This window comes from Enterobacter cloacae complex sp. 6730903, assembly GCF_048283985.1.
Lineage (GTDB): Bacteria > Pseudomonadota > Gammaproteobacteria > Enterobacterales > Enterobacteriaceae > Enterobacter > Enterobacter hormaechei_C.
The window spans coordinates 13,693-38,755 of record NZ_JBLVXX010000032.1 but is presented as its reverse complement, the minus strand read 5'-3'; the positions used below and the strand labels follow the sequence as shown (position 1 = coordinate 38,755).

Annotated in this window: 21 protein-coding genes and 2 pseudogenes; 8 read left to right on the top strand and 15 right to left on the bottom strand. The window is 52.9% G+C overall.

Annotation, left to right across the window (positions count from 1 at the left end; genetic code table 11):
• Nucleotides 1-39 precede the first annotated feature (39 nt).
• From ACNQ0W_RS16610 to ACNQ0W_RS16590, 5 genes are all read right to left on the bottom strand, one after another.
• Nucleotides 40-699: an SDR family oxidoreductase gene (locus ACNQ0W_RS16610; protein ID WP_007897903.1), complete on the bottom strand. Its 660-nt coding sequence runs from the start codon at nt 697-699 to the stop codon at nt 40-42.
• Nucleotides 700-993: 294 nt separating this feature from the next.
• Complete coding sequence (locus ACNQ0W_RS16605; RefSeq protein ID WP_023279881.1) at nt 994-1,830, bottom strand: helix-turn-helix transcriptional regulator; 837 nt, start codon at nt 1,828-1,830, stop codon at nt 994-996.
• Between the two features lie 75 nt (nt 1,831-1,905).
• The gene (locus ACNQ0W_RS16600) at nt 1,906-2,757 is read right to left on the bottom strand and encodes a DMT family transporter (RefSeq protein ID WP_023279882.1); all 852 of its coding nucleotides are present in this window, start codon (nt 2,755-2,757) and stop codon (nt 1,906-1,908) included.
• 106 nt (nt 2,758-2,863) lie between these two features.
• Complete coding sequence (locus ACNQ0W_RS16595) at nt 2,864-3,739, bottom strand: MBL fold metallo-hydrolase (protein WP_017384065.1); 876 nt, start codon at nt 3,737-3,739, stop codon at nt 2,864-2,866.
• 82 nt (nt 3,740-3,821) lie between these two features.
• Nucleotides 3,822-4,754 (bottom strand): LysR family transcriptional regulator, encoded by a 933-nt coding sequence (locus ACNQ0W_RS16590; RefSeq protein ID WP_158002126.1) that lies wholly within the window; start codon nt 4,752-4,754, stop codon nt 3,822-3,824.
• A 260-nt stretch (nt 4,755-5,014) separates the two neighbouring features.
• Here ACNQ0W_RS16590 and ACNQ0W_RS16585 point away from each other — a divergent pair, with 260 nt between their 5' ends.
• Together ACNQ0W_RS16585 and ACNQ0W_RS16580 are read left to right on the top strand one after the other, a co-directional pair.
• Nucleotides 5,015-6,139, top strand: coding sequence for an alkene reductase (locus tag ACNQ0W_RS16585; protein ID WP_023279877.1), 1,125 nt, complete (start codon nt 5,015-5,017; stop codon nt 6,137-6,139).
• A 95-nt stretch (nt 6,140-6,234) separates the two neighbouring features.
• A complete protein-coding gene (locus tag ACNQ0W_RS16580) occupies nt 6,235-6,543 on the top strand; it encodes an ArsR/SmtB family transcription factor (RefSeq protein ID WP_032415288.1) in 309 nt (102 codons plus the stop codon).
• 546 nt (nt 6,544-7,089) lie between these two features.
• On the opposite strand, the pseudogene ACNQ0W_RS16575 reads toward ACNQ0W_RS16580, so the two are convergent.
• From ACNQ0W_RS16575 to ACNQ0W_RS16555, 5 genes and pseudogenes are all read right to left on the bottom strand, one after another.
• Nucleotides 7,090-7,778: pseudogene (locus ACNQ0W_RS16575) on the bottom strand (IS3 family transposase); the annotation flags it as partial.
• 90 nt (nt 7,779-7,868) lie between these two features.
• A complete protein-coding gene (locus ACNQ0W_RS16570) occupies nt 7,869-8,297 on the bottom strand; it encodes a hypothetical protein (protein ID WP_017384060.1) in 429 nt (142 codons plus the stop codon).
• A gap of 3 nt (nt 8,298-8,300) precedes the next feature.
• Nucleotides 8,301-10,418: a hypothetical protein gene (locus ACNQ0W_RS16565; protein ID WP_017384059.1), complete on the bottom strand. Its 2,118-nt coding sequence runs from the start codon at nt 10,416-10,418 to the stop codon at nt 8,301-8,303.
• Complete coding sequence (locus ACNQ0W_RS16560) at nt 10,406-12,172, bottom strand: hypothetical protein (RefSeq protein ID WP_032607906.1); 1,767 nt, start codon at nt 12,170-12,172, stop codon at nt 10,406-10,408. Before ACNQ0W_RS16560 ends, ACNQ0W_RS16565 begins: the two co-directional genes overlap by 13 nt.
• Nucleotides 12,159-13,406: a tyrosine-type recombinase/integrase gene (locus ACNQ0W_RS16555; protein WP_007897923.1), complete on the bottom strand. Its 1,248-nt coding sequence runs from the start codon at nt 13,404-13,406 to the stop codon at nt 12,159-12,161. Before ACNQ0W_RS16555 ends, ACNQ0W_RS16560 begins: the two co-directional genes overlap by 14 nt.
• A gap of 589 nt (nt 13,407-13,995) precedes the next feature.
• Here ACNQ0W_RS16555 and ACNQ0W_RS16550 point away from each other — a divergent pair.
• Entirely contained in the window at nt 13,996-14,655 is a 660-nt protein-coding gene (locus tag ACNQ0W_RS16550; protein WP_223861955.1) for a hypothetical protein, read from the top strand.
• A 135-nt stretch (nt 14,656-14,790) separates the two neighbouring features.
• Here ACNQ0W_RS16550 and ACNQ0W_RS16545 read toward each other — a convergent pair.
• The 5 genes and pseudogenes from ACNQ0W_RS16545 to ACNQ0W_RS16525 all read right to left on the bottom strand — a co-directional run.
• Nucleotides 14,791-15,966, bottom strand: a pseudogene (locus ACNQ0W_RS16545) (YgiQ family radical SAM protein); the annotation flags it as partial.
• Nucleotides 15,967-16,117: 151 nt separating this feature from the next.
• Nucleotides 16,118-17,530 (bottom strand): cell division protein FtsP, encoded by a 1,413-nt coding sequence (ftsP, locus tag ACNQ0W_RS16540; RefSeq protein ID WP_017384056.1) that lies wholly within the window; start codon nt 17,528-17,530, stop codon nt 16,118-16,120.
• Nucleotides 17,531-17,591: 61 nt separating this feature from the next.
• Nucleotides 17,592-18,329, bottom strand: a complete 738-nt coding sequence (gene plsC / locus ACNQ0W_RS16535; RefSeq protein ID WP_003862497.1) for a 1-acylglycerol-3-phosphate O-acyltransferase — start codon at nt 18,327-18,329, stop codon at nt 17,592-17,594.
• 163 nt (nt 18,330-18,492) lie between these two features.
• Entirely contained in the window at nt 18,493-20,751 is a 2,259-nt protein-coding gene (parC, locus tag ACNQ0W_RS16530) for a DNA topoisomerase IV subunit A (RefSeq protein WP_003862499.1), read from the bottom strand.
• A 118-nt stretch (nt 20,752-20,869) separates the two neighbouring features.
• Complete coding sequence (locus ACNQ0W_RS16525; RefSeq protein WP_023295444.1) at nt 20,870-21,271, bottom strand: YgiW/YdeI family stress tolerance OB fold protein; 402 nt, start codon at nt 21,269-21,271, stop codon at nt 20,870-20,872.
• Nucleotides 21,272-21,410: 139 nt separating this feature from the next.
• Between ACNQ0W_RS16525 and qseB the strand changes: the two genes are divergently transcribed.
• The 5 genes from qseB (at nt 21,411) to lysM (ending at nt 25,039) form a co-directional block, all read left to right on the top strand.
• A complete protein-coding gene (qseB, locus tag ACNQ0W_RS16520) occupies nt 21,411-22,070 on the top strand; it encodes a quorum sensing response regulator transcription factor QseB (protein WP_047052020.1) in 660 nt (219 codons plus the stop codon).
• Nucleotides 22,067-23,416: a quorum sensing histidine kinase QseC gene (gene qseC, locus ACNQ0W_RS16515; RefSeq protein ID WP_062933785.1), complete on the top strand. Its 1,350-nt coding sequence runs from the start codon at nt 22,067-22,069 to the stop codon at nt 23,414-23,416. The genes qseB and qseC overlap by 4 nt, the downstream gene beginning before the upstream one ends.
• A 104-nt stretch (nt 23,417-23,520) precedes the next feature.
• Entirely contained in the window at nt 23,521-24,102 is a 582-nt protein-coding gene (locus ACNQ0W_RS16510) for an NAD(P)H-dependent oxidoreductase (protein WP_015571876.1), read from the top strand.
• 30 nt (nt 24,103-24,132) lie between these two features.
• The gene (locus ACNQ0W_RS16505) at nt 24,133-24,447 is read left to right on the top strand and encodes a putative quinol monooxygenase (protein ID WP_003862506.1); all 315 of its coding nucleotides are present in this window, start codon (nt 24,133-24,135) and stop codon (nt 24,445-24,447) included.
• A 151-nt stretch (nt 24,448-24,598) separates the two neighbouring features.
• On the top strand, nt 24,599-25,039 hold the full coding sequence (lysM, locus tag ACNQ0W_RS16500) for a peptidoglycan-binding protein LysM (protein ID WP_062933784.1): 441 nt from the start codon (nt 24,599-24,601) through the stop codon (nt 25,037-25,039).
• Nucleotides 25,040-25,063: the final 24 nt, after the last annotated feature.

Genomic DNA, 25,063 nt, shown 5'->3' with positions numbered 1-25,063 from the left:
GCCTGGGGGCCTGCAGCCTGCTGGTACGTGCGCTGCCTTTTATCGGCCCGCCAGCTTCTGTATGGCTTCACGGACAGGAGCATCGCCAGACGTCAGCTCAATGATGACGCGGCTGACGGCAGGTTGCTCAATGAGTTCAGCCAGCGTAGCCGCCACGTCATCACGGGGCACGTTACCATACGGGATGGCCAGGCCGGCACGTACATAACCCGTACCAGTCTTATCCTGCAGCGCGCCGGGGCGCAGGATCACCCAGTCAAGCTCGCTTTGTGCTAGTTCCACATCGGCCATTTTTTTAACACGCATATAATTTTCGAATGATTCAGAAGTGGTTTCTCCCCGTGCGGACTCCGGGAATGCAGAAACGAGCAGAAAGCGAGACACACCGGCACTGAGGGCGGCAGCTACCGACTTTTTCAGCCCTTCGCCGTCGACCGCATTGGTCATCTCCTGTCCCCCCTTACCGCCGGCACCGGCAGTAAACACCACTGTATCACTACCTGCAAAGTGCATCGCCAGCGCAGCTGCATCCAGCTCTGTCAGGCTCCCACTGACGGGCTCAGCACCCAGCTCGCCTAGCAATGCCTGCTGCTCTGGCTTACGGTAGAGGGCACGAACAGCATGCCCCCTACCTGAAAGGATCCTGCACAGACGCTGGCCGATTTTGCCTGCACCACCGATAATGAAAACATGAACCACAGTTGTCTCCTTCTGGGGTTATGATGTGTCCGAAATTATAACCTGACATCAGGTCAGTTCCTTTGAGCCTGACCGATTGCACTGCATGCTGCTGCCAGCACCAGACAGCTGGTCAGATACTCAGTTGTTCTTATAGCTGAGAACAACAGCCGTACCGATTTAGCTCTCCCGTCACGATGAGAACTCCTGAACCGGTTACACGCAATGCCGGCCAATATCTTCCGTTATATTCGAAAGATCCACGCAAGTTACTGAAGTGCGAGGGACGCAATGTGTACCTTGAACGAACTGAAGTCAGCGGAACCCTGAAGGTTCGATTCCATAGCGTTCAGAAAACTGCTTGCTGAAGCTCGATAGTGAATTGTAACCCACCCGCCCCGCGACCGTTTTTACCGGCAGCGTCGATGTCATCAGCAGGCGGAGAGCCTCCGCGATACGTGCATCGGCGATAACTGAGCGTAAGCTGGTTGACTCACTGGCCAGGTGGCGCCGAAGCGTGGGGCCACTGAGTCCCGTCAGATCTTCAATTTCAGCAGCACTCCAGGGATGAGCCGGTTTGTCCGCTACCATCTGACGGATTTTCATGGCCAGACTTGGCTGCCGGGCTCGCAGCAAAGCATGGTATCCCATGCCATAAAGCCAGAGCACCACTTCAACCATGGCGTGCAGGGAAAGCGGACGCTTCCCTTCCCGCATTGCGGCTGTCCAGCGGTTAAGGGGTGAAAGAAGAGCTGATACGGAAATGGCTGCGATGCTGCCGGTGTCCTGTGGTGGTGGTGCGGCAAGTAACAGCCTGGCTGCTTCAAGCTGTTCCTCCGCGAGCACCACGCTCAGGGCAACAAACTCACCACTTTGTTCTGAAGGGGCATATTCTATATCGATGCTACGGGCATTCGGGACGACCATAATCTCGCCCGGGATCACCCGGTGCCATTTCTCATTTTCACGATACCGGAATTCTCCTTCCAGCGGGAAGGAAAGGGTCGCACCTTCCACCTCGAACTTCTTTACCTGATGCGTCTGTTCTGCGCGAAGGCAATCGCAGGGAAGTGGAAAACGGGAGCGTGCCAGGGTAAGAAGCTCAGCGAGGAGATCATCAACGGGAGAATCGGAAAAGCTGACTGTTTGCATATTCATCCGGAATTTGACTTTGACCGCTATTATACGTCGCCATATACAAAAGCATACAGCGACGCGTGCGGTTGTCTATTCCCGGATGACAAAAATCAGGCCGATTATAGTTATTGCCATACCCACAAGCATGGGCAATGTAATGGCCTCTCCAAACAGCAACCACGCTTCAGCTGCCGTGAGAATGGGAACCAGGTAAAAGTAAGTAGCGACTTTGGTTGCTTCACCGCTTCGTATCATAAAAATCAGCAACATAATCGCCAGAACCGATACGCCAATAACCAGCCAGCCCAGACCCAGCGCAAATGATAAGCTCCACTGCGTCGGAGCAGATTCGAACATCAGGCTAATTGCACCCATCGATATTGTCAAAGTGACGTACTGTAAAAACGTGTTCGCAAAGATATGTCCATCTCCCTGAGCACGGCGCTGATAAAGCGCTCCGATCGTTACGCCAAATAACCCCAGCATGACCGACCCAAAAGCCACAGGATCCAGTGCAAAACTATGCTGGCCTGGCGAGAGCACCAGGAAAACGCCCGCAAAGCCAATCGCAATACCCAGCCATTTCCGGGGATGCAGGGACTGACGGTGCATGAGTGAAACCAGTATTGCAGTCAGTACCGGCTGCAGGCCGGTGATGAGCGCCACAATGCCTGACGGCATGCCACGATGGATGGCATAAAAGCATCCGCCCAGAAAGAAGCTCTGCAGGAAAAGTCCGACAATCAGGTTGCGAACCATTCCTCTGCCGGACGGAAAACGGGCCCTGAACCCCAGTGTAAGCAGCAGAAGGACCAGACAGGAAAATGCGCCACGCAGGAATAAAAGATGAAACGGCGCGCTGTACTGCACGGTAAATTTGGCTGCGACAAACCCTGACTCCAGAGGAATACAAAAAGCCAGGGCGCAAGAGTAATGAGCCATTTTTTTGTGAGGCAGTGATATTCATAGTATTGCAGGTGGGTTCTTGTCGGGCGATATGAAAGGGGATCTTCCCGGTCACTATTGTGTGCACCGGGAAGGAAGGTGATCAGACTGCGGGTGACCACAGGTCGTAATTCAGTGCGAAGCTGTTACCTTCACGGATAACCTTACCGGTAGTAGGCAGGTTGAAGTGCATACCACTGACAGCCAGGTTATCGCTCGCTGCGCGGTCAAGCACTTTGCTACGGATGGCCGCCGCCGCCGCAGGATCGCTGTCGAACGCGATAGTAACGTCAGGCTGAGCAACCTGAATGTGCGGGAAGTGAACAATATCACCCCAGATGAGCAGCGACTCTTTTTCATCACCCAGCAGATAACCGGTATGTCCTGGTGTATGGCCGAACAGCGGTACAGTCTGAATACCTGGTAAAATCGCTTCCTCGCGGAATGGCACCAGTTTGTCGTCATAAGCGCTGAAGGCGTTCCTTGCTACTTCAAAGAACGGCTTGAATGCGTCAGGCGCGCCAGCGGAAATGGTTTCATCACGCCAGAAAGCGAGTTCTTTCTCATGCACAAACAACTGCTGAACATTGCGGAAAACGGGAGTCTGCAGGGGGCCTGCAAGCCCGCCGATATGGTCAGGATGCGCGTGAGTCAGGAGAAGGGTATCAATCTGAAGCGGGTCAATGCCTGCCGCGGCCAGGGCTACCTGAAGCCGACCGCCCCAGCCATTGATACCTCCGGCACCACTGTCAATCAGGATGGTTCGCTCAGGCGTCTGGATAACGTAGACGTTGATATTAATACGGGGTACTGCTGGCACACCGCGCTTCTGCAGTAAATCCTCGGCACGTGAGCCGTCAATACCAGACAGCAGCTCAAAAGATACGTCCAGATAGCCATCACTCAGCATGGTCACAGTCATGTCACCTACTTTTTTGCGATTGATAGCCGGGGCCTGCCAGTTCAGTTGTGAAGTCATATTGGTCTCCGTTACGATTAGAGGTCATCAGGTTTTACTTTAGCAATAGTAACGAAATTTCTGGTTCGAACTGCTCATCCTGCTACGTAAACCGCTCATTCTTAAAATCCGGAGCACAGCAGGTTATATTGCTTTTGCCTTTCTCATGTAAGGTGTCGGTATTATCTTTACCGGAGCCTGTAATGGACATTATTGGAATTATCATGTCGGCGGGAAAAGCCTCTGACCAGTCCTCAAGCACCCGACAATAGTGTCCCGCCTCAATCCCCGCCAGGGCAGAAGACTCCGGCAGGTAGGCCAGGCCGTAGCCATCTTTTACTGCCTGAAGCATTGGATAAATGCTTGAAAAAGTAAGCTGCCCGTCCACTTTTTTCACAATCTCCCCCTGCCTGACAAATTCCCAGCCATACAGCGGGCCTGTGGGTGACAGACGTATATTGATGCAGTCATGTTTTTCCAGCTGAGAGGGATGTAGCGGCAGACCTCTTTCTGCAAGATAGGTGGACGATCCAATGACGACAAACCGTATGTCCGGTGCGATTCGGACGGCCACCATATCCTTTAATATGTCATCACCAATTCGGACTCCGGCATCAAAATTGCCCTCAACAATGTCGACAAAACCGTTCTGCTGCGACATTTCCACCTTGATATCCGAATATTTTTTTAGTAACGGTGACAATCGTGGCCAGAGACATTCATGAATCATGTGATCTGATACCGTAAGTCTGACCAGCCCAGCCGGTGTATGGCGCAGTCTCTGAAGAGCTGTCACGCCCGCTTCAATGCGCGCAAGACCGGGTTCAAGCGTCAGTAATAATTGTTTACCGGCTTCGGTGACAGCCACCCGCCTGGTTGTACGCATAAGTAACGGCATGCCAACGCGCTCCTCGAGACGACGTATCGTGTGTGAAAGCGTGGATGCCGAGATCCCGAGGCGGACAGCAGCCCGTGAAAAACTGCACTCCTGTGCTACTGCCATGAATGCAACATAGTCATTAAAATCGTGACGCATACCGTTCCCGTTCAGGATCTCCGATAACATTATCAGAACCATTTAGGTTCATGATGCCGATTCTGTGAGCCATCAGGCAACCCCCCCGTTCCGCTCATCCGATCATAATTTTTATAAATCTAGATATTGGTAAATCTCAATATGTGGAATAAAGTGTCGTGGTTCTGCGGCTACATCGGCCGAACGACGACATGCCAGGTCGTAAATGCTGAGACATGGCGTTTCAGTGATATTGAAAATTCGCTATATCAGGATATGTAATGAAGACGAAAAACCTGTTCTCTCCCACCAGACTAGGTCCCTACACCCTGAAGAATCGTGTTGTACTTCCGCCTTTAACCCGCTCACGGAGCTCACAACCGGGTGATATTCCGAACGAACTGATGGCTGAATATTACGCACAGCGCAGCAGTGCCGGGTTTATGGTGACCGAAGGAACACAAATCGAACCTCGTGGGCAGGGTTATGCGTGGACCCCGGGGATCTACAGCTCACGGCAAGTGGAAGGCTGGAAGAAAGTGACGCGGGCAGTGCATGAAAAAGAAGGCATCATTTTTGCCCAGCTCTGGCATGTCGGAAGAGTATCCCATAACTCCCTGCAGCCATGTAACGCCTCGCCTGTCGCTCCGTCGGCGATACCGGCAGGGGAAAACGTTAAGGTATTCATCGAAACCGGGCCGGGAGAGGGTGCGCTGGCTACCGCTTCCTGCCCCCGCGCACTGGAAAAAGAGGAAATTAGTGAGATTGTCAGGATGTACGCCGGGGCAGCTCAGAACGCCCTTGATGCCGGTTTTGACGGTGTGGAAATTCACTGTGCAAATGGATACCTGGTTAACCAGTTCATGTCATCCCATAGCAACAAAAGAGAGGATGAATATGGTGGCTCATTACATAACCGGCTGCGGTTTCTGCGCGAAGTGACGCAGGCTGTCGCTGATGTGGTCGGTAAAGACCGTGTGGGAGTCCGTTTTGCTCCGCTCTTTCAGACCACGGATGAAGTAAGGGTCTATCTTGGCCTGGTGGAAGATGATCCCCATGAAACCTATACCGAAGCCGTTAAAATTCTTGAAGAAATCGGAATAGCCTATATTTCTCTTGCTGAAGCCGACTGGGATGATGCTCCCGAATTGCCTGAAGCATTCAGAGCTGAAGTCCGTAAGTTATTCAGCGGTGTAATTATGTATGCCGGGCGATATACGCAAGAAAAAGCCGAACGGATTATCGGTGCTGGCTGGGGAGACATTATCGGATTTGGCCGCCCGTTCATAGCTAATCCGGATTTACCGCAGCGCCTTTATCATGAATGGCCACTGAATCCGGTCGATCCAACAACCATGTATGGTGGAACGGCAAAAGGCTACACAGATTATCCCGCCTTTGGCTAACCATTCTTATGAGCATCAGCTTTTCAAAAGCTGATGCTTAACGTAGAGAAGTATCGTAACATTGCAATTCCTCAATGCGACAAGTGACAGAGTTTATGCCTGATATTGATTTGAATGACGTGATTAAGGCGCTGGGAAACCCTGTTAGAAGAAAAATTCTGCATATGCTCAAGGAACCGAAAATACACTTCCATCAGCCTTATGCTGATGCGGACGAGTTCGGTGTGTGTGTCAGTATCATTCAGGAAAAGGTCGGGCTCTCACAGTCTACCGTTTCTCTTTACCTCTCAGCTCTTCAACGGGCACAACTTGTTACTTCTCAGCGCATCGGTCCCTGGACGTACTACAAACGTGACAATGATAAAATAAGGGTTGTTCTTGAGTTGCTGAAAAATACAATCTGATACAGGACTGAGCACATTCAGTGTAACAGTACCGGGGGTTCGTACTTGCGATCCCGGCAGGCATTCCATGAAAGCGCACTAATTCCTCAATATCAGGCTGCAGACCGGTCATAAGAGGCTAATAGTTTTGCAAAATATCCACCAGTTTGGGTCAAATCACTCTGTCGGTTGGTGTGCATACTCGGTGCAAGGACCTGCAGATATTTAAGATGGCGGATAGCTTGTTACAGTGCCGCTGATGACATTCCGACCCTGTTGCCGTCCGGGTAAGATAATACCTCTGACAGCGGTCATAAAAGCCCAACATAATTGTCTTTCGAGCCATATATTAATCGCTCATCGCGCTCTCTTTTTCGAAGAGGTGTCACTTAATCATGATCGGTCAGTACAAAAAGACAGTGCTTTTCCAAATTCCGGACGGTTGTATGCGAAAACGGTGAAGCTCAACAAATGGTGTCATCGCTGTGCAATGCTCTGCGGGCTCATTCTTTCAGTTAACTGTTTGGTTACAGCTTCAATGAAGTATTTCAGTTAATTCACAGCGAGGGTTTGAGGAAACCACGCTGTGATTACCCAACGCTCATCCGGAGCATCCGGATTGAACTGTCGCTGGAGCTTGTTGGGCGACACGATACTGGCCTCGCCTTTACATGCCCTCGGGCTCCGGTATCCGACCTGAGCCTTTATCCCGACACGTTTCATCAGTCGCCAGACTCTGTTCACTCCGCACTGTTGCCCGCTGTCCCGCAGATCCAGATGGATTTTGCGATAACCATAGACGCATCCCGATTCCAGCCAGAACTGTTTAATCTGTCCTGTCAGTCTCAGGTCTGCCTGATGGCGTTGTGAATGCGGCTGCTGAAGCCAGGCGTAAAAACCACTGGGATGTTCATCCAGCACCCGACAGAGCAGGCGAACAGGCCAGCAATAGGTGTTGTCACGAATAAAGGCGTACCTCAGTCGGACAGCTTTGCGAAGTACGCCGCGGCTTTTTTTAATATGTCCCGTTCGTCGGTAACCCGCTTCAGCTCTTTCTGAAGACGGCGGATCTCGGCCTGAGCATCTGACTGTTCTTTATTAGTGGAAGAATCCGGACCGTAGTTCTTTATCCAGGCGTAAAGGCTGTGGGTGGTGATATCGAGACGCGTTGCAACGCTGGCAACAGAATAACCGCGATCAACAACCTGTTTGACTGCTTCAATTTTAAACTCTTCAGGATAACGCTTACCGCTCATGGGCACCTCTCTTTAAGTCATCTTAAATGACTCTGAGGTGTCTGTTAAACCTGTGGCGATTCACCTCGCGTCCTTCCGTTCAGTATAGCCTCAGTCCCTGACACCACCCGAGAACGGAATGACGTCCCCTTTCTCCCTCCCGGTGTTGCGTTCAAGCTCCCTGACATACTGCTGTAAAAGTATAAGGTTATGTAACAGCTCTACATTTTCAGCCATCATCTTTTTGATTTCTTCCCTCAGCTCATTTCTCTGACGGCGATACTTTTCTTTCAGCTTGATCTGCTGCTCAATGCCCTGCTCATCAACCGGCGCGGTGCCCTGGCACGTTTTTTTCAGACTGCGGATAGCCTCCCTGACCTGCCTGTACTCAGGACAGTTATAATTCAGGGTGCCGTTTGCCAGCCCCGCTCGTTTTTCCACAGCATACTGGCTGATACGCTCCCCTGATAACATCAGTTCCCTCAGGGCCTGCTCTGCTCTTGCCTGTGTTTTTTTAACCCCCGACTGTTCGTTCGTCATGCTCTATTCATCCTTTTCAAAAAAACGGACAGCATCTGCATAAAAATCTCTCTCAAGCATCAGAAAATCCCTGTCAGCCTGAGGAGCATTATTTCGCACGGCAATCTCCAGAAGGTTGTCATAATGAGCCATCCTGCGTTTCCACACGGGAACAGAATCAGCTCCGGCCAGCATGTTCTCACATCCCGGATTGCAGGACGCTGACTGAACAACCGCCTTAAACTCGCAGTCATGGCCATTCATGCAATAAAAACCGTTTCCAAGAGATACCAGTTTTTGCCCGCCTCGTTTAGCCATGCTCATCGCTTTTTTCAGTGTAGGAAACGTCATCTGATGTAAGTGCCCACCTCTCTGGGACATCAGTAACTTCCCGCCTTCGCCATAAAGCAGGCCTTCATGCTGATAAGAAACAGCCCTGGAAGCTGAGAGTTCGGTATCAACCCTCTCAATCTCGGCAGCGAATGCCTGAGGGATCGCCCGGCTAAAATGCGAAGCGTTGAGTGCACCGGACATATACCACTCCGTCATGCCTCTGATTAAGTGCTTAAACTGCCGGATAAGATCATTAGTAGAAATCAGATCAAGACGCCTGAGGTGTACAGCAAGTGAACGGCGAAACTGATGGGTTCGCAATGGCCAGAAAGCCCCCTCCCGAATCTCCATCGCAACGCGTTCATCATCACGTATGTTTGGATTTAAAAGCCTGAACTCATCAATATGGTCACGTCGGATGAACAGATGGTGTCTTTTCACAAATTTCTTTGCCCACTCAGTCTGGCGCTGCGTCCCCATAAAAGAGAGTTTTTGCTCCGAGAACCACGACCTGATATTTAAAGACAATGGAACATTGTCCAGCGTCTTCCCGTCCAGGCCTGTCATGATTTGATTAATTCTGCGTAAATGCTGAAAAGGCTTTTCCACATAGCGACAAACAACCCAGTCTTCGTGACTTCCACCTTCCGGGGCGAACTTATGCAACACCGAACGAAGTCCCAGGATATCACCATCATAAATCAGTGAACCGTGCATCACGCCAAGCACTTCGCTGTGTCTCATCCCCGACATGGCCTGTATCACATTCATGACTTTTAACGTCAGCTCAAAATGCCAGGTGTTCAGCTTTATGTGATCAACGCCAATAAAATCAGATCTCCAGCGCTTATTTTTATGTACCGAGAACCAGCCCTGCATCCCGGGGCCAAGTGTCGCGAAAAGCGCCCGAATTTCCCCGGCAACAATATTGTAGTAATACGCGGCCCGGTAATCCGGTATGCTTTTTGCTGTCCCTCTTTTACGGGCTTCCAGCATCGACGTATAGTAAGGCGAATCATAAAAACCGTTTATGATAGCGCACAGCCGGGAAAACCCGTCAAAATCGAAATCACTGATTTCAGCATCCAGTTCAGTAATCAGCCCTTCCCAGACAGACATCATAAGACTGAAAGGCATACAATATGTCTGGTTTGAATCATCCACACTGTTGTAACTGTCGAAGCTAATATCAGGAAAGTAACCGTATTTTCGAAGACGGGTATGACCTGTCAGCGAGATATCCGCCAGGTCCATAAAGTAATTACGTAATGTTCTTTCAGAACGCTTCCTGCCGTGCTCATCCTCCTCCTTCATCTTTACAATGAAAGCATTCCGGACAAGCGGAAAACGAAGCTGAAACAGACTGCGATACCCCATAGACTCAATAATACGGGCTCCCGCCACAATGTTTGCACATTTCCGGATCAGGGACTGCGTCTTCGCGGTCCTGCCGACAATCCAGAGCAGGCTGGCTGAGATGATTTTGGCTTCAAGACGCAGTTCAGGATCCCGTATGCCTGAAAAATTAACGGTTCTTAACGTTTCACCAATATGGGTTCTGACATAGCGATTGGTCCAGACATCATCCCTGAAATAAATATTCAGCGTCTCCTCATTGATAAAACGCATATCATGTTCATCTGAGCTGGCGATAACCAGGCAGTTATTCAGACGTTCAAAGCTTTTGTTTTCTAGTGCCTCACAGATGATATCCTCAGTCGGAAACTCATCCCCTGAACGAAGCGGCGTTCCGGCAGGAAACTCCGCCATTCGACTACGGCTTACCTCTTTTTTCTTCAAATCTGCCATACCGGAGCCACACCTTCTCGCTGAAGTTTAACGCGCGCTTTTTTCAGGATCGCCTCATCTACCAGCCCAAGCCGTAAATCAATCTTCAGGAGTAACGTTTCATAACGCTCCACAGCATTGACCGAACCGATGTACAACGGTTTTCCATACTCGATAGCATGCCTGAATGACAGCAGGAGCCATACAGACTCCAGCGTTTCCACAACGCAACTTTTTGAACATTCGACACAATGAGAAAAATCCGCACAAGCCTTTGGTGTCCGGCCAAATCGTTTTTGCTTTTTTATAAAGCGCAATTCAATATCTGTAGGCGGCTCCTGCGATCGACATCCCAGGCCATTCAATAAAAGATCCACACCCTCATCGCTTCCACGCAGATCGATCCCCAGCTCATCAGCAACTTTTACCCGCTCGGATAACGCACGTGTCGCAATCCCCTGATTCATAAGCGTATCAAGTGCAGCACTGAAGTTTTCCTTCGCCCCCTGTGGGTTACCTGCAGCATAATTCCGCCTGTAAGTGCCCCAGTTATGCTGTGCTTTTTCCGCCGTAATCAGACCATTCTTTAATGTTCTGTCCGTATACTGCTCAGACGTTTTGCGCAAGCCAGAAACGGTAATTGATGGAAGCGAGGGATTAAGCTGCCGCATCGTGGCCCACGCCCCCTCAGAGTTAGAAAATTTAGTCAGATGACTGGGATTAAGAGAATAAAGCTTACGGAATTTCACCTGCGGCTCACTCAGAAACAGCGCCTGTACCGGAGGGAAGTTATCTGCGGAAACCAGATAGTTAACGATGTCGTCCCTGAGCCTGATAAAAGACAGAAACCAGTAATAGCCCGCACGTTTGGTCACATACTCCGATTTACCTATCGTCAGACGTATATACTTATTCGCTCTCCCCTTATAAACATAATCAGTGCTGATACCCTTTTCATCCAGATGTATATCATCCCGCGTCAGACCCAGAACCTGAGAGGTGTTTCCCCATGTGTGGTAACAGAACAGAAAAAAAGAAGTAAGAAAGTAATTTTCCAGAACGTCCCTGATGATGATCTCTGCCCTGCTGACCCCGTTCTCTCCCGGATACCGGAAATACGCTTCATAAACAGGTGCCAGCAAAGACGGTGAGAAATGCCGCACCCCTTTTTCCGATTTAGCGATATGCTCCCGGATACATCCCGCAAGGAACTCATTCATGGATGACAACTGCCTCAGGATCTCGGAAAGTTCATTCCTGGTATAGCTATCCCTTCCCTGCTGCTGATACGTTCCTTTCGGTAAGAATTCATATTCATACCGCCTCTGAATCTGCCCGCCCGTAAGCAAAAACCGGTTGACCACGGACAAGTAGTGTCTTGCCATCCTGACTGAAATTTTTCGCCGACGAATATCGTTCATGAGATGTTTAATATACATTTCAACGCCTTCAGCCGTGCCATAGTCATACTGATTGACTGACTGCCATATAAAAAACATATTGAGATAACGGAAAATGGTTAACCTTCCGGCGGGACGGTAAGACAGAAGAAATCGTTTCAGAGAGGCAATAAAATCGCGTTTTTCAGGGCGGGCAAGATGCGAATGTTCACTAAACCATCCGGGGAGCAACACATAATCTGAAAAATGAGCCTGAAGATAAACGTCAAGTAAATAATATCGGTTCAGATCCCGCTGAGTGATGTGTCCGCTGACCGTCTCCCATGACAGCACATTTTCGGCCATCCACGTTATCTGCGTTTCACTCCGGCTCATATATGGCTCCATCGCGACCTGCAGCACCGTCAATCAATGCGTCCATGACCCCGGCGACTGCATCAGAAATCTGGTTTTGCTGAAGAAAGACGATGTATTTCATCGTCGTATTTTCGCTTTTATGGCCCATCCAGTATTTTACTGTACCCAGCGCATTTGCGGCCTGATCGGGATAGCAACTCAGTGCCGAGCGTAAAAAATGGGTCGCAAACGTTGCCCGCAAATCATGGGGTTTATGTCTGAACACATTTCCCGGAGCAGACCGGGCCAGGCGATGGCGAAAACTGTACCAGCGGGAGTAAAAGGCTTTTTCAGACATCCGTTTCCCGTTTGCCATTAAAAATAAAGGCTCGTGCCGCCCTTCCCCACCCTGTCGTGCACGCCATTTTTGGATCTTCTTTTCATACTCCTCATCCGCCAGATAATCCAGAACCTGCTCGTACAATCGTCTGGTGATGAAGAGTTCTCGCGTCATCCCAAACTTCGTATGAACTCCGCATCTCGGACCAATATGAAGCCCCCTGATGGTCAACTCAGATACAGGGACACTGGCAAGGTACTCTTCAGTAAAGAGTGACGACGGCAGGGTCAGCATTTCATCCAGCCGTAACCCACAATTTTTCATCAGCACAATCATTAAACTGAACAACCCGGACTCAGATTTCAGTGCCTCATCCAGGATATGAACCTCTGCATCATTCAGTGGGTTGATTGTCCTTTTTGTTGTGCTGGTTATCCTGATGGCAAGATCCGAACTTATCACCTTGCGTCGCCCGTCAACGACTTTTTCGACCAACGTAAAAAATGAGCTGGCAGCCAGCTCACCACACTTGCCCAGAAATACGTAAAACCGTCGGATAACGCTGATGTACACCGCCGCGGTGGATGAGGCGATGCGCCCCTGCCTTACGGCCCCCAGAAGATACTCCCTGAAGCCATATGTAGGGCTTTGGTATTTCAACGTTCCCGGGGTGAAAGGGTCAAGTCCGTTATCCTCCAGCCACCTTATCCAGCGTAAAAATGCCCGGGCTAAAGGCTTTAAATCCCTGGCCTGCAGGATAGCTTTATCCATAAGATAAAAGTGTACATATCGGCTCAGTTTTCGATTCTGGATGCCGCTAATATAAGGTATTTCAGCATACAGAAATCCGGGTTCAAATTTCAGTTTCGGCTCTGTTGCATCCAGTTTGCTGACACGCCCATAACGCGCATGAATGTTAGTGATTATCCTCACAGTCTGTCGCCCTGAAACGCCACCTCATGCCTACACTATAAATCCGGAAGAAGAAAAAACAAACAACCAGGTTGCCGGGAGTGAATATGCAAATCAGGAGGAAAGTAAAAGATGTAACGACACCATCACGATGCAATACATTGACCTCAACACGTTACCCGGACCATACGTGATAAACATCACAAATCCTTTGAGTGAAGAACTTAAGATGTGATTTTCATTTCCCGGCACAAACCGTGCCCTTAAAAAACAGGCAACGGATACATCTTAATGCCAGAAGTAAACCTTAATTGATTGAATACAGCCTGAGTCCATTGCAAAAATAACACACAGGGTAAATTCGCATATACAGAACCCAACGAAAAGCAAAAGAAACCTGTAACACATTTCGTTTACCTGTCACTTTCAATTGTAAAAGCCAGCAGAAAAAGCGCATATAACTATATTTATCCCTGCGGGGACTTTTGTTTGTGCTATATATTTTTTACAGAGAACCGCAACGCGTCCAAACACAAGAATATATTTACCTCTGGAAAATGGTCTGACTCCCTTTCACGTGGTTGTAGTGACCTGTTCTGTGATTCATGTAATGTCTTTTCTGGATGAGGAAAATATGTCATCACTGATATTTTATACAGACGAAGCACAAGCACTGATTGTAACAGATACCCTTGCCGTCACCGATAATGGGGAGCCGTTATCTTTTGTTTCCAAAGCAGGTTACATCCCCCAGCTAAGAACCATCATAGCAGGTACGGGGGCAGGTGGATTTTCTAACACCTGGTTGCTTGAAGCATCAACCAGAATGGTCGTATCAGGTATACAAAATCTCAATTATCATACATCGGCCTGTCTAAGGAGGCTGTGGAAACAATACAAGCATGACCATGCAATTCCCTCTTCTTCAACGGTGACAACCAGTGTTTATCAGTTCGCAATTTGCGAGGAAACAGGAAATATCGTTTCGTTCGCCTATCGCTCAGTCCATGATTTCGAATCAGAGCAATTACAATACGGAACAGGAGTAAAACCTGAGTGCCAAATCCTGGATGGGGATTTGTTGCAGACAATTCCTGTAATGATGAATGAACAAAGGGCTATACAGGCGACATACTCACACCCGGAACGGATCCATATTGGCGGTGAGATGATTGCGCATTATCTGACATCATCTATGTATCAATGCTTTAAGATTGGGGAATTTGAGGATTTCAGAACTCAGGGAGAGTATATATTGAGCAGGATTTAGGCAAAACGCGGTTCAGATAAAGTGCTTTTAACAGGCTTGCTGAACATTAAAAGGATATCTCTCAATTACGATGAATAGCTTGAATTCTAAAAATAGAAAAGTAGAGTTTAACTCTAAATACATAAAAACAAGAGTAAAGGAGCATCCGCCGAAGCAGCCGCGCATGATGTTGATTGAGAAACGGATCATCTCGTACGCCGGAATGCGGCTGTTGCCATATGACGGGTGCGGTACACGCTTGTACGGCAGAGCAAACACGCTGTCCATCTCTTCGGTAGAGAGCGGGATCGCCGGCGGGTTAACCCAGATATAGCGCTCGCCGTGCTTTTGCATCAGCGCTCGCGCGCAGCCGGGGTTGGTTTCATGGTGTAAGATACGCGACGCGTGGGCGTAGAGTACTTTATCGCTTTTTACTTTTTCGTAGGACGGCAGCAGCACATAGGTTTTTTCCCACGGCTTCGGACGCGGCGGCTGCACCACCACGGCCTTTGCTTCCGCTTTCTTCGGCTCAACCGGTTTGTTATCCGCGCACGGCAGATCGTCACCGTACGGATGCGGGATAGGGTCGATTTTGCCCGGCATATCGATAATGCGGGAATCCACCCCACTCCAGCCCGGCAGCGCCTCTTTCACCATGATCGCGGTGTTGCGCACGTCGCGGATCTCGCTGACCGGTTCACCCTGTGCCAGGCGATGCGCCACTTCCACCAGCGGACGCTCGCCGTTGCCGAAGATCAGCATGTCGGCTTTTGAATCCACCAGCACCGAACGGCGTACGGTGTCAGACCAGTAGTCGTAGTGTGCGGTACGGCGCAGGCTCGCCTCGATGCCGCCCAGGATCACCGGCACGTCTTTCCATGCTTCTTTGCATCGCTGGGTGTAGACGAGGGTCGCGCGATCGGGACGTTTACCCGCCACGTTGTCAGCCGTATAAGCGTCGTCATGGCGCAGCTTACGGTCGGCGGTATAGCGGTTGATCATCGAGTCCATGTTGCCCGCGGTCACGCCGAAGAACAGGTTAGGCTTGCCCAGACGCATAAAGTCGTCTTTGCTGTTCCAGTCAGGCTGGGAGATGATCCCCACGCGGAAGCCCTGGGCTTCAAGCATGCGGCCACAGATCGCCATGCCAAAGCTCGGGTGATCGACATACGCATCGCCCGTCACCAGAATGATATCGCAGCTGTCCCAGCCCAGTTGATCCATCTCTTCCCGGGACATCGGCAGGAACGGCGCCGGTCCAAAGCAGGCTGCCCAGTACTGGGGCCAGGAGAAGAGGTCGCGATCCGGCTGGATCAGGGAAATAGCGCTCATAATGCTTCCGAAGAAAAAATAGACAAAAGGAGCGGGATTATACGCTGGTTTACCGGGGGAAATGAAGGGGTATTTATTGCCCGGTGACGCTACGCTTACCGAGCCTACGGGCCTGTAGGTCGGGTAAGGCGAAGCCGCCACCCGACTCGTTTTACGGTGCCGGATTCACCAGCATCTGCCCTACCGATCCTCTGTCCATCATCTCCAGCGTCTGGCTGTGAAACAGGAACGGGAAGTGCGGCCAGGAAGGCTGGCCGTAGTAGACGAGCAGTTCGACCTGGCCATCCACCCAGACGGTATCTTTCCAGCCCCTGTCTTCCGGGAACGGCATCGCCCCGTTGACGTTGCGGATCAGGAATGACACCCCTTCAATATGGAACGACTGCGGCATCTCCGAGCGGACGGTCCAGCGCTCCCAGGTTCCCTGCTGGGCGGTGATATCAATGCGGTTTACGTCCCACAGCGCGCCGTTGATGCCCGGATCGTCGCCAAGGCTGATATCGCGACTGCGTACTGCCGGGCCGGTCACAATCTCCTGCGGCAGCAGGCGCATCGGCAGACTGTCGGTCACCAGCGGCAACAGGCCGGTCGGGCGCAGCGTCAGCACCAGCGTGGAGACCAGCACGCTCGATGGTTCAAAGAAGCCGCGAATACGGTCAACAATGCTTGCCGCTTCGCCGCAGGTCACGGACACTTCATCCCCGTTGGTCATATCCACGAGGATTTCACGACGTTCGCCCGGCGCCAGCGCCAGCTGTTTTACCGACACCGGCGCAGGTAATAACCCCTGATCGCCTGAAATCACGTGCAGCGCGCGGCCGTCGCTCATCTGCAACTGATAGCGACGCGAGTTAGAGGCATTCAGCAGACGCAAGCGCACCCAGCCGCGAGACACTTCGACATACGGGCTTTGCGCGCCGTTAACCAACAGCGTATCGCCGACAAAACCACCGCTGCCCGGCTCGCTGTACTCCGGCGTGCCGAAGTTATCCAGCCGCTTGTCCTGAATAATGATCGGGAAATCATCGACGCCGTAGTGATTCGGGATCGGCAGCGTTTTGCTGACCTCATCTTCAATCAGCCACATTCCGGCCAGGCCGTTGTAGACCTGCTGGGCGGTGCGGTTCGGGGTGTTGGCGTGATACCACAATGTCGCCGCGCTCTGACGAATCGGGAGGACGGGCGCCCAGTCGGCATTCGGCGACATCATGCGTGCCGCGCCGCCAATCAGCGGCCCTGGCACCTGCAAACCACTGACGGTCATCGCGACATTTTCCGTCGTACGGTTACTGTAGATGAGCTTAACGTCATCGCCATTCCACACGCGAATGGTCGGCCCGAGGTAGCGTCCGTTAATCCCCCATACCTGCGCGCGCGTTCCCTGGGTAAAGGACCAGTGGCTACGCTGAAGCGTGAGGAATAGCGGCTGCCCGCGACGGGATTCAATCAACGGCGGAATAGGCAGCGGCTGTTGCTGCCCGGCGGCGCTGGCTGTCCGCGGCATCGCACCCGCACAAAGGGCGATACCCGAAGCCTGAATAAACTGACGCCGACTGAGTGACATATAAGCTCCATCTGAAACGACTAACAACGCGGGAATTCGTTTTCCCTTACACGACACCGGGTTAAATCTTACCGGCGGCTTCTCGCTCTGCAACTTCTTTATCGAGCTGCGCAATATGCTGAGCCATCAGCTCGCGGCAGTGCGTGGCCAGCTCGCGCACCTGGTCTTTACCGTATTTTGAGGTATCTACCGGCGGCAGCATTTCGACAATGACCAGTCCGTTATTCAGACGGTTAAGATTAATCTTATTCGATGTATTGGAAACACACACGGGAATAATTGGAACGCCCGCCGCAATTGCAGCATGAAACGCGCCGGTCTTGAACGGCAGCAGGCCGCGACCACGGCTGCGCGTCCCTTCCGGGAACATCCAGATGGAAATCCGGCGCTTTTTAAACTGATCCACCACTTCTGCAATGGTGCCATGCGCTTTGGCGCGGTTGTTGCGGTCAATCAGCAAGTTACCGGTGAGCCAGTACAGCTGGCCGAAAAACGGGATCCACAGCAGGCTTTTTTTACCCACGGTTACGGTCGGCGGAAGAACAATATTTGAGGCCGTCACCATATCGTAGTTGTTCTGATGGTTAGCGATATAGATGGCGTTACCGAAATTCTCCGCCCCTTCAGGCAGACGCTTTTCAACCTTGAGGCCAAACAGCGGCGCAAGACGACCAAACATGTGGCCAAACGTCGCGACATGCTTTGGGTTACGCGGGCTGAACAGGCAATAAATCGATCCGAAAATACAGACCAGAATGCAATAAATAACGGTAAGAATGAGACGAACAATGTATAGCATAGCGACCTCTGAAGCCCTGACAGCTGACAATTATACTTCACCTGTGGCCAGGTAAGGACTTTATTACGAGCGCGTATTGTTAATCGCAACGCACGAATTAACAACGTTTTTACGGGAAATTTTATGGTAATTCCCCCTCCGGAAAGAGGGGGGATGAAACAGGTTACTCTTCGCTGTCGTCCGCTTTGCTGCGCGCCGGCGAGTCGATCTCCACGCGGTCGATTCGCTGGAGGCCGCGCATCAGTGAGCCGCGACGTCCACGCTCACCCACCACCTTCTGCAACTCTTCCGGACGCAGTTTGATCTTACGCTTGCCGACATGAATGGTCAGCGTGCTCTGCGGCGGCAGCAGGAAGAGATGCGCGAGGCTATCTTCGCCTTTTGCCGCTTCCGCTGACGGGATGCTGATGATCTTGTTGCCCTTGCCTTTCGACAGCTCCGGCAAATCGCTGACCGGGAACATCAGCATACGTCCGGCAGCGGTGATCGCCAGCAGCATGTCGCTTTCGTTCTCGATGATCAGCGGCGGCATGACGTGTGCGTTATCCGGCAGGCTAATCAGCGCTTTACCGGCACGGTTACGCGACACCAGATCGTTGAAGGTACAGATAAAGCCGTAGCCCGCATCAGACGCCATCAGCAGTTTTTGATCGTCGGCCTCCATCAGCATATGCTCAACCGTGGCGCCCGGCGGCAGCGTCAGCTTGCCGGTGAGCGGTTCGCCCTGGCCGCGCGCGGACGGCAGCGTGATCGGGTCGATGGCGTAGCTGCGGCCCGTAGAGTCGATGAACGCCACCGGCTGGTTACTCTTGCCCTTCACCGCCGCCTTGAAGCTGTCACCGGATTTGTAGCTCAGACCCGGCGCGTCGATATCGTGGCCTTTGGCGCTACGCACCCAGCCGCTCTGGGAAAGCACGATGGTCACCGGCTCGGACGGCAGCATGTCGTGCTCGTTCATCGCCTTCGCTTCTTCGCGCTCGTGCAACGGAGAACGACGGTCGTCGCCAAAGGCGTCGGCATCGGCCTGCAACTCTTTCTTCAGCAGGGTGTTCATCTTGCGCTCGGACGCCAGAATCGCCTGAAGCTGATCGCGCTCTTTTTCCAGCTCGTTCTGCTCGCCGCGGATCTTCATCTCTTCCAGTCTGGCGAGATGGCGCAATTTCAGTTCGAGGATCGCTTCGGCCTGGGTTTCGCTGATGCCAAAGCGCGACATCAGGGCAGGCTTAGGTTCGTCCTCGGTACGAATGATCTCGATCACTTCGTCAATGTTGAGGAACGCCACCAGCAAACCTTCGAGGATATGCAGGCGCTTAAGCACTTTTTCCAGACGATGGTTCAGACGACGGCGCACCGTATCGCGGCGGAAGGCCAGCCATTCGGTGAGGATCTCCAGCAGGTTTTTCACCGCCGGACGACCGTCCAGACCAATCATGTTCAGGTTGATGCGGTAGCTTTTTTCCAGATCGGTAGTGGCGAACAGGTGGTTCATCACCTGCTCCATGTCCACGCGGTTAGAGCGCGGCACGATCACCAGACGGGTCGGGTTTTCGTGGTCCGATTCGTCGCGCAGGTCGTCCACCATCGGCAGCTTTTTATTGCGCATCTGGGAGGCAATCTGCTCCAGCACCTTCGCACCGGACACCTGGTGCGGCAGCGCGGTGATCACCACGGCGCCATCCTCTTTATTCCACACCGCGCGCATGCGCACGGAGCCGCGGCCGTTCTGGTAGATTTTGCGGATTTCCGCACGCGAGGTGATGATCTCGGCTTCGGTCGGATAGTCCGGCCCCTGCACGATATCCAGCAGATCGTCCAGCGAGGTTTTCGGCTGCTCAATCAGGGTGATGGCGGCTTTTGCCACTTCACGCAGGTTGTGCGGCGGAATGTCCGTCGCCATGCCGACGGCGATACCGGTCGTGCCGTTCAGCAGGATGTTCGGCAGACGCGCAGGCAGCATTTTCGGCTCCTGCATCGTACCGTCGAAGTTTGGCACCCAGTCGACCGTCCCCTGCCCCAGCTCGCCCAACAGCACTTCGGCATATTTAGACAGGCGGGATTCGGTATAACGCATTGCCGCAAAGGATTTCGGATCGTCCGGCGCCCCCCAGTTCCCCTGGCCATCCACCAGCGGATAGCGATAAGAGAACGGCTGGGCCATCAGCACCATCGCTTCATAGCAGGCGCTGTCGCCGTGCGGATGGTATTTACCCAGCACGTCGCCGACGGTACGGGCGGATTTCTTAAACTTGGCGGTAGCATTCAGCCCCAGTTCGGACATCGCATAGACGATGCGGCGCTGAACGGGCTTCAGGCCATCCCCGATAAACGGCAACGCCCTGTCCATGATGACGTACATGGAGTAGTTCAGGTAGGCGTTTTCCGTGAATTCATGTAGCGCGAGGCGCTCTGCCATATCGCTCATTACGTGTGATTCCTCAACTCAGAAACCGATGGGTTTCAGGCAATATTGCCGCAGATACTACCTCATCTGGCGAGTTGAGTCACAAAGAAAAAGGGCCGCATAAGCGGCCCTTTCCGGGTTATTTGTTCAGCTTGATAACCTGCTTCACGTCGATTTCAAACTCGTTCCAGTCTTTATCGATTTTACCCTGGAGTTCGACTTTATCCTGGGGCGTCACCGTCACGCCGTTCCAGCGCTTGTGGTCGATCTCCACCACCACCGTGCCGCTCTCATCGCGGAAGGTGTAACGGTCATCGGACAGGCGCTCGGTAATGTTCCCGCGCAGCTTCACCCAGGCATCATCCTTCAGGTCTTTCACTTTTGCCGCGGTGGTGAGGTTGGCGTTGTTATCGACAAAGCCACCCTGCTGGGTATGCGTCTGGTTCTGTGTCGCAGATGGGCCAGAGAAGCCACCCTGTGCAGCAAAGACAGGGGCCGTGGTCATCATCATGATGGCAGCAATTGCAGCGAATTTTTTCATCTTTATCTCTCCCTTTAATGTCGTTTCACAATCCATTAAACAGGGTAAACCTTAACAACTTCTTAAGGGGAAAATTTATTTATTTTTACTGTACAGCAGGCGCTTACAGAAGGTTTACTGACGGCATCAAGGAGGAAATATGCGCATTTTACTGGTAGAAGACGACAAGCTCATCGGCGATGGCATCAAAGCAGGCTTAAGCAAAATGGGCTTTAACGTGGACTGGTTTACCGACGGGAAAACCGGGCAGGCGGCCCTGTACACCGCGCCGTATGATGCCGTGGTGCTGGACCTGACGCTGCCGGAAATCGACGGGCTTGAGATTCTGCGCGCCTGGCGCGAAAGCGGTAAGAGCGAACCGGTGCTGATCCTGACCGCGCGGGATGCGCTGAATCAGCGCGTCGAAGGGTTACGCCTGGGGGCGGATGATTACCTGTGTAAGCCGTTCGCGCTGATTGAAGTGGCGGCCCGCCTGGAAGCACTGGTTCGCCGCAGCCACGGTCAGGCGCGCAGCGAGCTGCGTCACGGCAAGGTCACGCTCGATCCGGCAAGCCTTGTCGCCACACTGGAGGGCGAAACGCTGGTGCTCAAACCCAAAGAGTTCGCCCTGCTGGAGCTGCTGATGCGCAATGCGGGCCGCGTTCTGCCGCGCAAGACCATCGAAGAGAAGCTCTACAACTGGGATGATGACGTCTCCAGCAACGCCGTCGAAGTCCACGTTCATCATTTACGCCGCAAGCTCGGCAGCGACTTTATCCGCACCGTGCACGGCATCGGTTATACCCTGGGTGACGCATGAAACTGACCCAACGCCTGAGCCTGAAGCTGCGCCTGACGCTCCTCTTTTTGCTGCTGTCCCTGGCGGCCTGGTTTGCCGCAAGCGTGGTGGCCTGGCACCAGACGACCGACAAGCTCGATAAGCTGTTCGATACCCAGCAGATGCTGTTTGCCAAACGGCTGCTGACGATGGACGTGGACGAACTCCGCGCCCCGGAACGCATGCGCGAGGTGCCGAAAAAAGCCAAACACGGCCATCTGGACGACGATGCGCTGGCCTTCGCAATCTTCACCGCCGACGGCAGCATGGTGCTTAACGACGGCGAAAACGGGCGCGACATACCTTACCTCTACCGCCGGGACGGGTTTGATGACGGTCGTTTGCAGGATGACAACGACGAATGGCGTTTCCTGTGGCTGACTTCTCCGGACGGGAAATACCGCGTGGTGGTTGGACAGGAGTGGGAGTACCGACAGGATATGGCGCTGGACGTGGTCAGCTCGCAGCTGACGCCGTGGCTGGTGGCGCTGCCCGTCATGCTGCTGTTGCTGATTGTTCTGCTGAGCCGGGAACTGAAACCGCTGAAAAATCTGGCGCGGACCCTGCGCTCGCGCTCGCCGGATGCGACCGATACGCTGCCCACCCACGGCGTGCCGACGGAGGTTCGCCCGCTGCTTGATGCGCTTAACCATCTTTTCGCCCGTACGCAGGAGATGATGGCCCGCGAGCGCCGCTTCACCTCGGATGCCGCCCATGAGTTGCGCAGCCCGCTGGCCGCGCTGAAGGTGCAAACCGACGTGGCGCAGCTTTCCCTTGACGATCCCGAGGCGCAGTCTAAAGCGCTGGGGCAGCTGCATGCGGGCATCGACCGCGCCTCCCGGCTGGTGGACCAGCTTCTCACCCTGTCGCGCCTGGATTCACTGGATAATCTTGATGACGTCGAACCCGTGATGATGGCCGATTTGCTGCAATCCGCGGTGCTGGATATCTGGCATCCGGCGCAGCAGGCGGGCATTGATATTCGGCTCAACGTCAACGCGCCCGAGGTGATGCGTCACGGACAGCCGCTGCTGCTGAGCCTGCTGGCGCGTAACCTGCTGGACAACGCCGTTCGTTACAGCCCGCGCGGCAGCGTGGTGGACGTGACGCTGAACACCCAAAGCTTTACCGTGCGCGACAACGGCCCGGGCATCTCAACCGATGCGCTGGCGCGTCTCGGCGAGCGCTTTTATCGTCCACCGGGCCAGGACGCCACCGGCAGCGGTCTGGGGTTGTCTATCGTCAAGCGTATCGCGGCGTTGCACGGGATGCGCGTCTCGCTGGGCAATGCGCCGGAAGGGGGCTTTGAGGTGACCGTCAGCTGGTAGCCATTATTGCGCTCTGCGCAAAAGACTTTGCACATTTTGCTTATTTTTCCGCTCCGTCCTCGCGCGTAGAATACCCGGCATACTCTCATCATCGAGGACAAATAATGAGCAACATTCTGATTATCAACGGCGCGAAAGAATTTGCGCACTCTAAAGGCCAGCTGAATGACACCCTGACCGAGGTCGCGGATGGTTTCCTGCGCGACGCCGGACATGATGTTAAGGTCGTGCGCGCGGACAGCGATTACGACGTGAAGGCCGAAGTGCAGAACTTCCTGTGGGCCGACGTGGTTATCTGGCAGATGCCGGGCTGGTGGATGGGCGCACCGTGGACCGTGAAAAAATACATGGACGATGTGTTTACCGAAGGTCACGGTTCGCTGTATGCCAGCGACGGCCGCACCCGCTCAGACGCGTCTAAAAAATACGGTTCCGGCGGCCTGATTCAGGGCAAGAAATACATGCTCTCCCTGACCTGGAATGCCCCGCTTGAAGCCTTCACTGAGCAAGATCAGTTCTTCGAAGGCGTGGGCGTAGACGGCGCGTATCTGCCGTTCCACAAGGCGAATCAGTTCCTGGGGATGGAGCCGCTGCCGACCTTTATCGTCAACGACGTGATTAAAATGCCGGACGTCCCGCGCTATATCGCAGAATATCGCAAGCATCTCGCGGAAATTTTTGCTTAACTGGTAGCCTGGAATTAGAAGGAGTTAATTATGCTTACCGTTATTGCTGAAATCCGTACGCGTCCTGGCCAACATCACCGCCAGGCGGTACTGGATGAGTTCGCGAAGATCATCCCGACCGTACTGAAAGAAGAAGGCTGCCACGGCTACGCGCCGATGGTGGACGCCGCCACCAGCGCAAGCTTCCAGGCGACCGCGCCAGACTCCATCATCATGGTGGAGCAGTGGGAAACCGTCGCGCACCTTGAAGCCCATTTGCAGACCGCGCATATGAAAGCGTGGAGCGACGCGGTGAAAGGGGACGTTCTGGAAACCCACATCCGTATTCTGGAGCAAGGGGTTTAAGTTCTGTGAAATTTGCCGGGTGGCACTGCGTTTACCCGGCCTACAACTTCCCTCCCGGGCCCGGTAAGCGTTAACGCCACCGGGCTTTTTTTATCACCTTAACACTCAACTGCTATGCTTATTCTGACTTCATGTTTAACAGGAGGATGGAATGGGACTTTTTAACTTCGTAAAAGAAGCAGGCGAAAAGCTGTGGGATAACCTGACCGATCATAAAGGTCAGAGCGACAAAATCACCGAGCACCTCAAGAAACTGAACATTCCCGGTTCCGATAAGGTTCAGGTTAACGTCACTGACGGCAAGGCCAGCGTGACGGGCGACGGGCTGACGCAGGAGCAGAAAGAAAAAATCCAGGTCGCCGTCGGCAACATCGCGGGCGTCAGCGAAGTGGAAAACAATATCACCGCGACAGATGCCAAAGAGGAAGCCACCTACTATACGGTGAAATCCGGCGATACCCTGAGCGCAATCTCTAAAACCGTGTACGGCGATGCCAATCAGTACAACAAGATTTTTGAGGCTAACCGCCCAATGCTCTCCAGCCCGGATAAAATCTATCCCGGCCAGACGCTGCGTATTCCAAAAGCGTGATCGATAAGTCGGGGGTTACCCCCC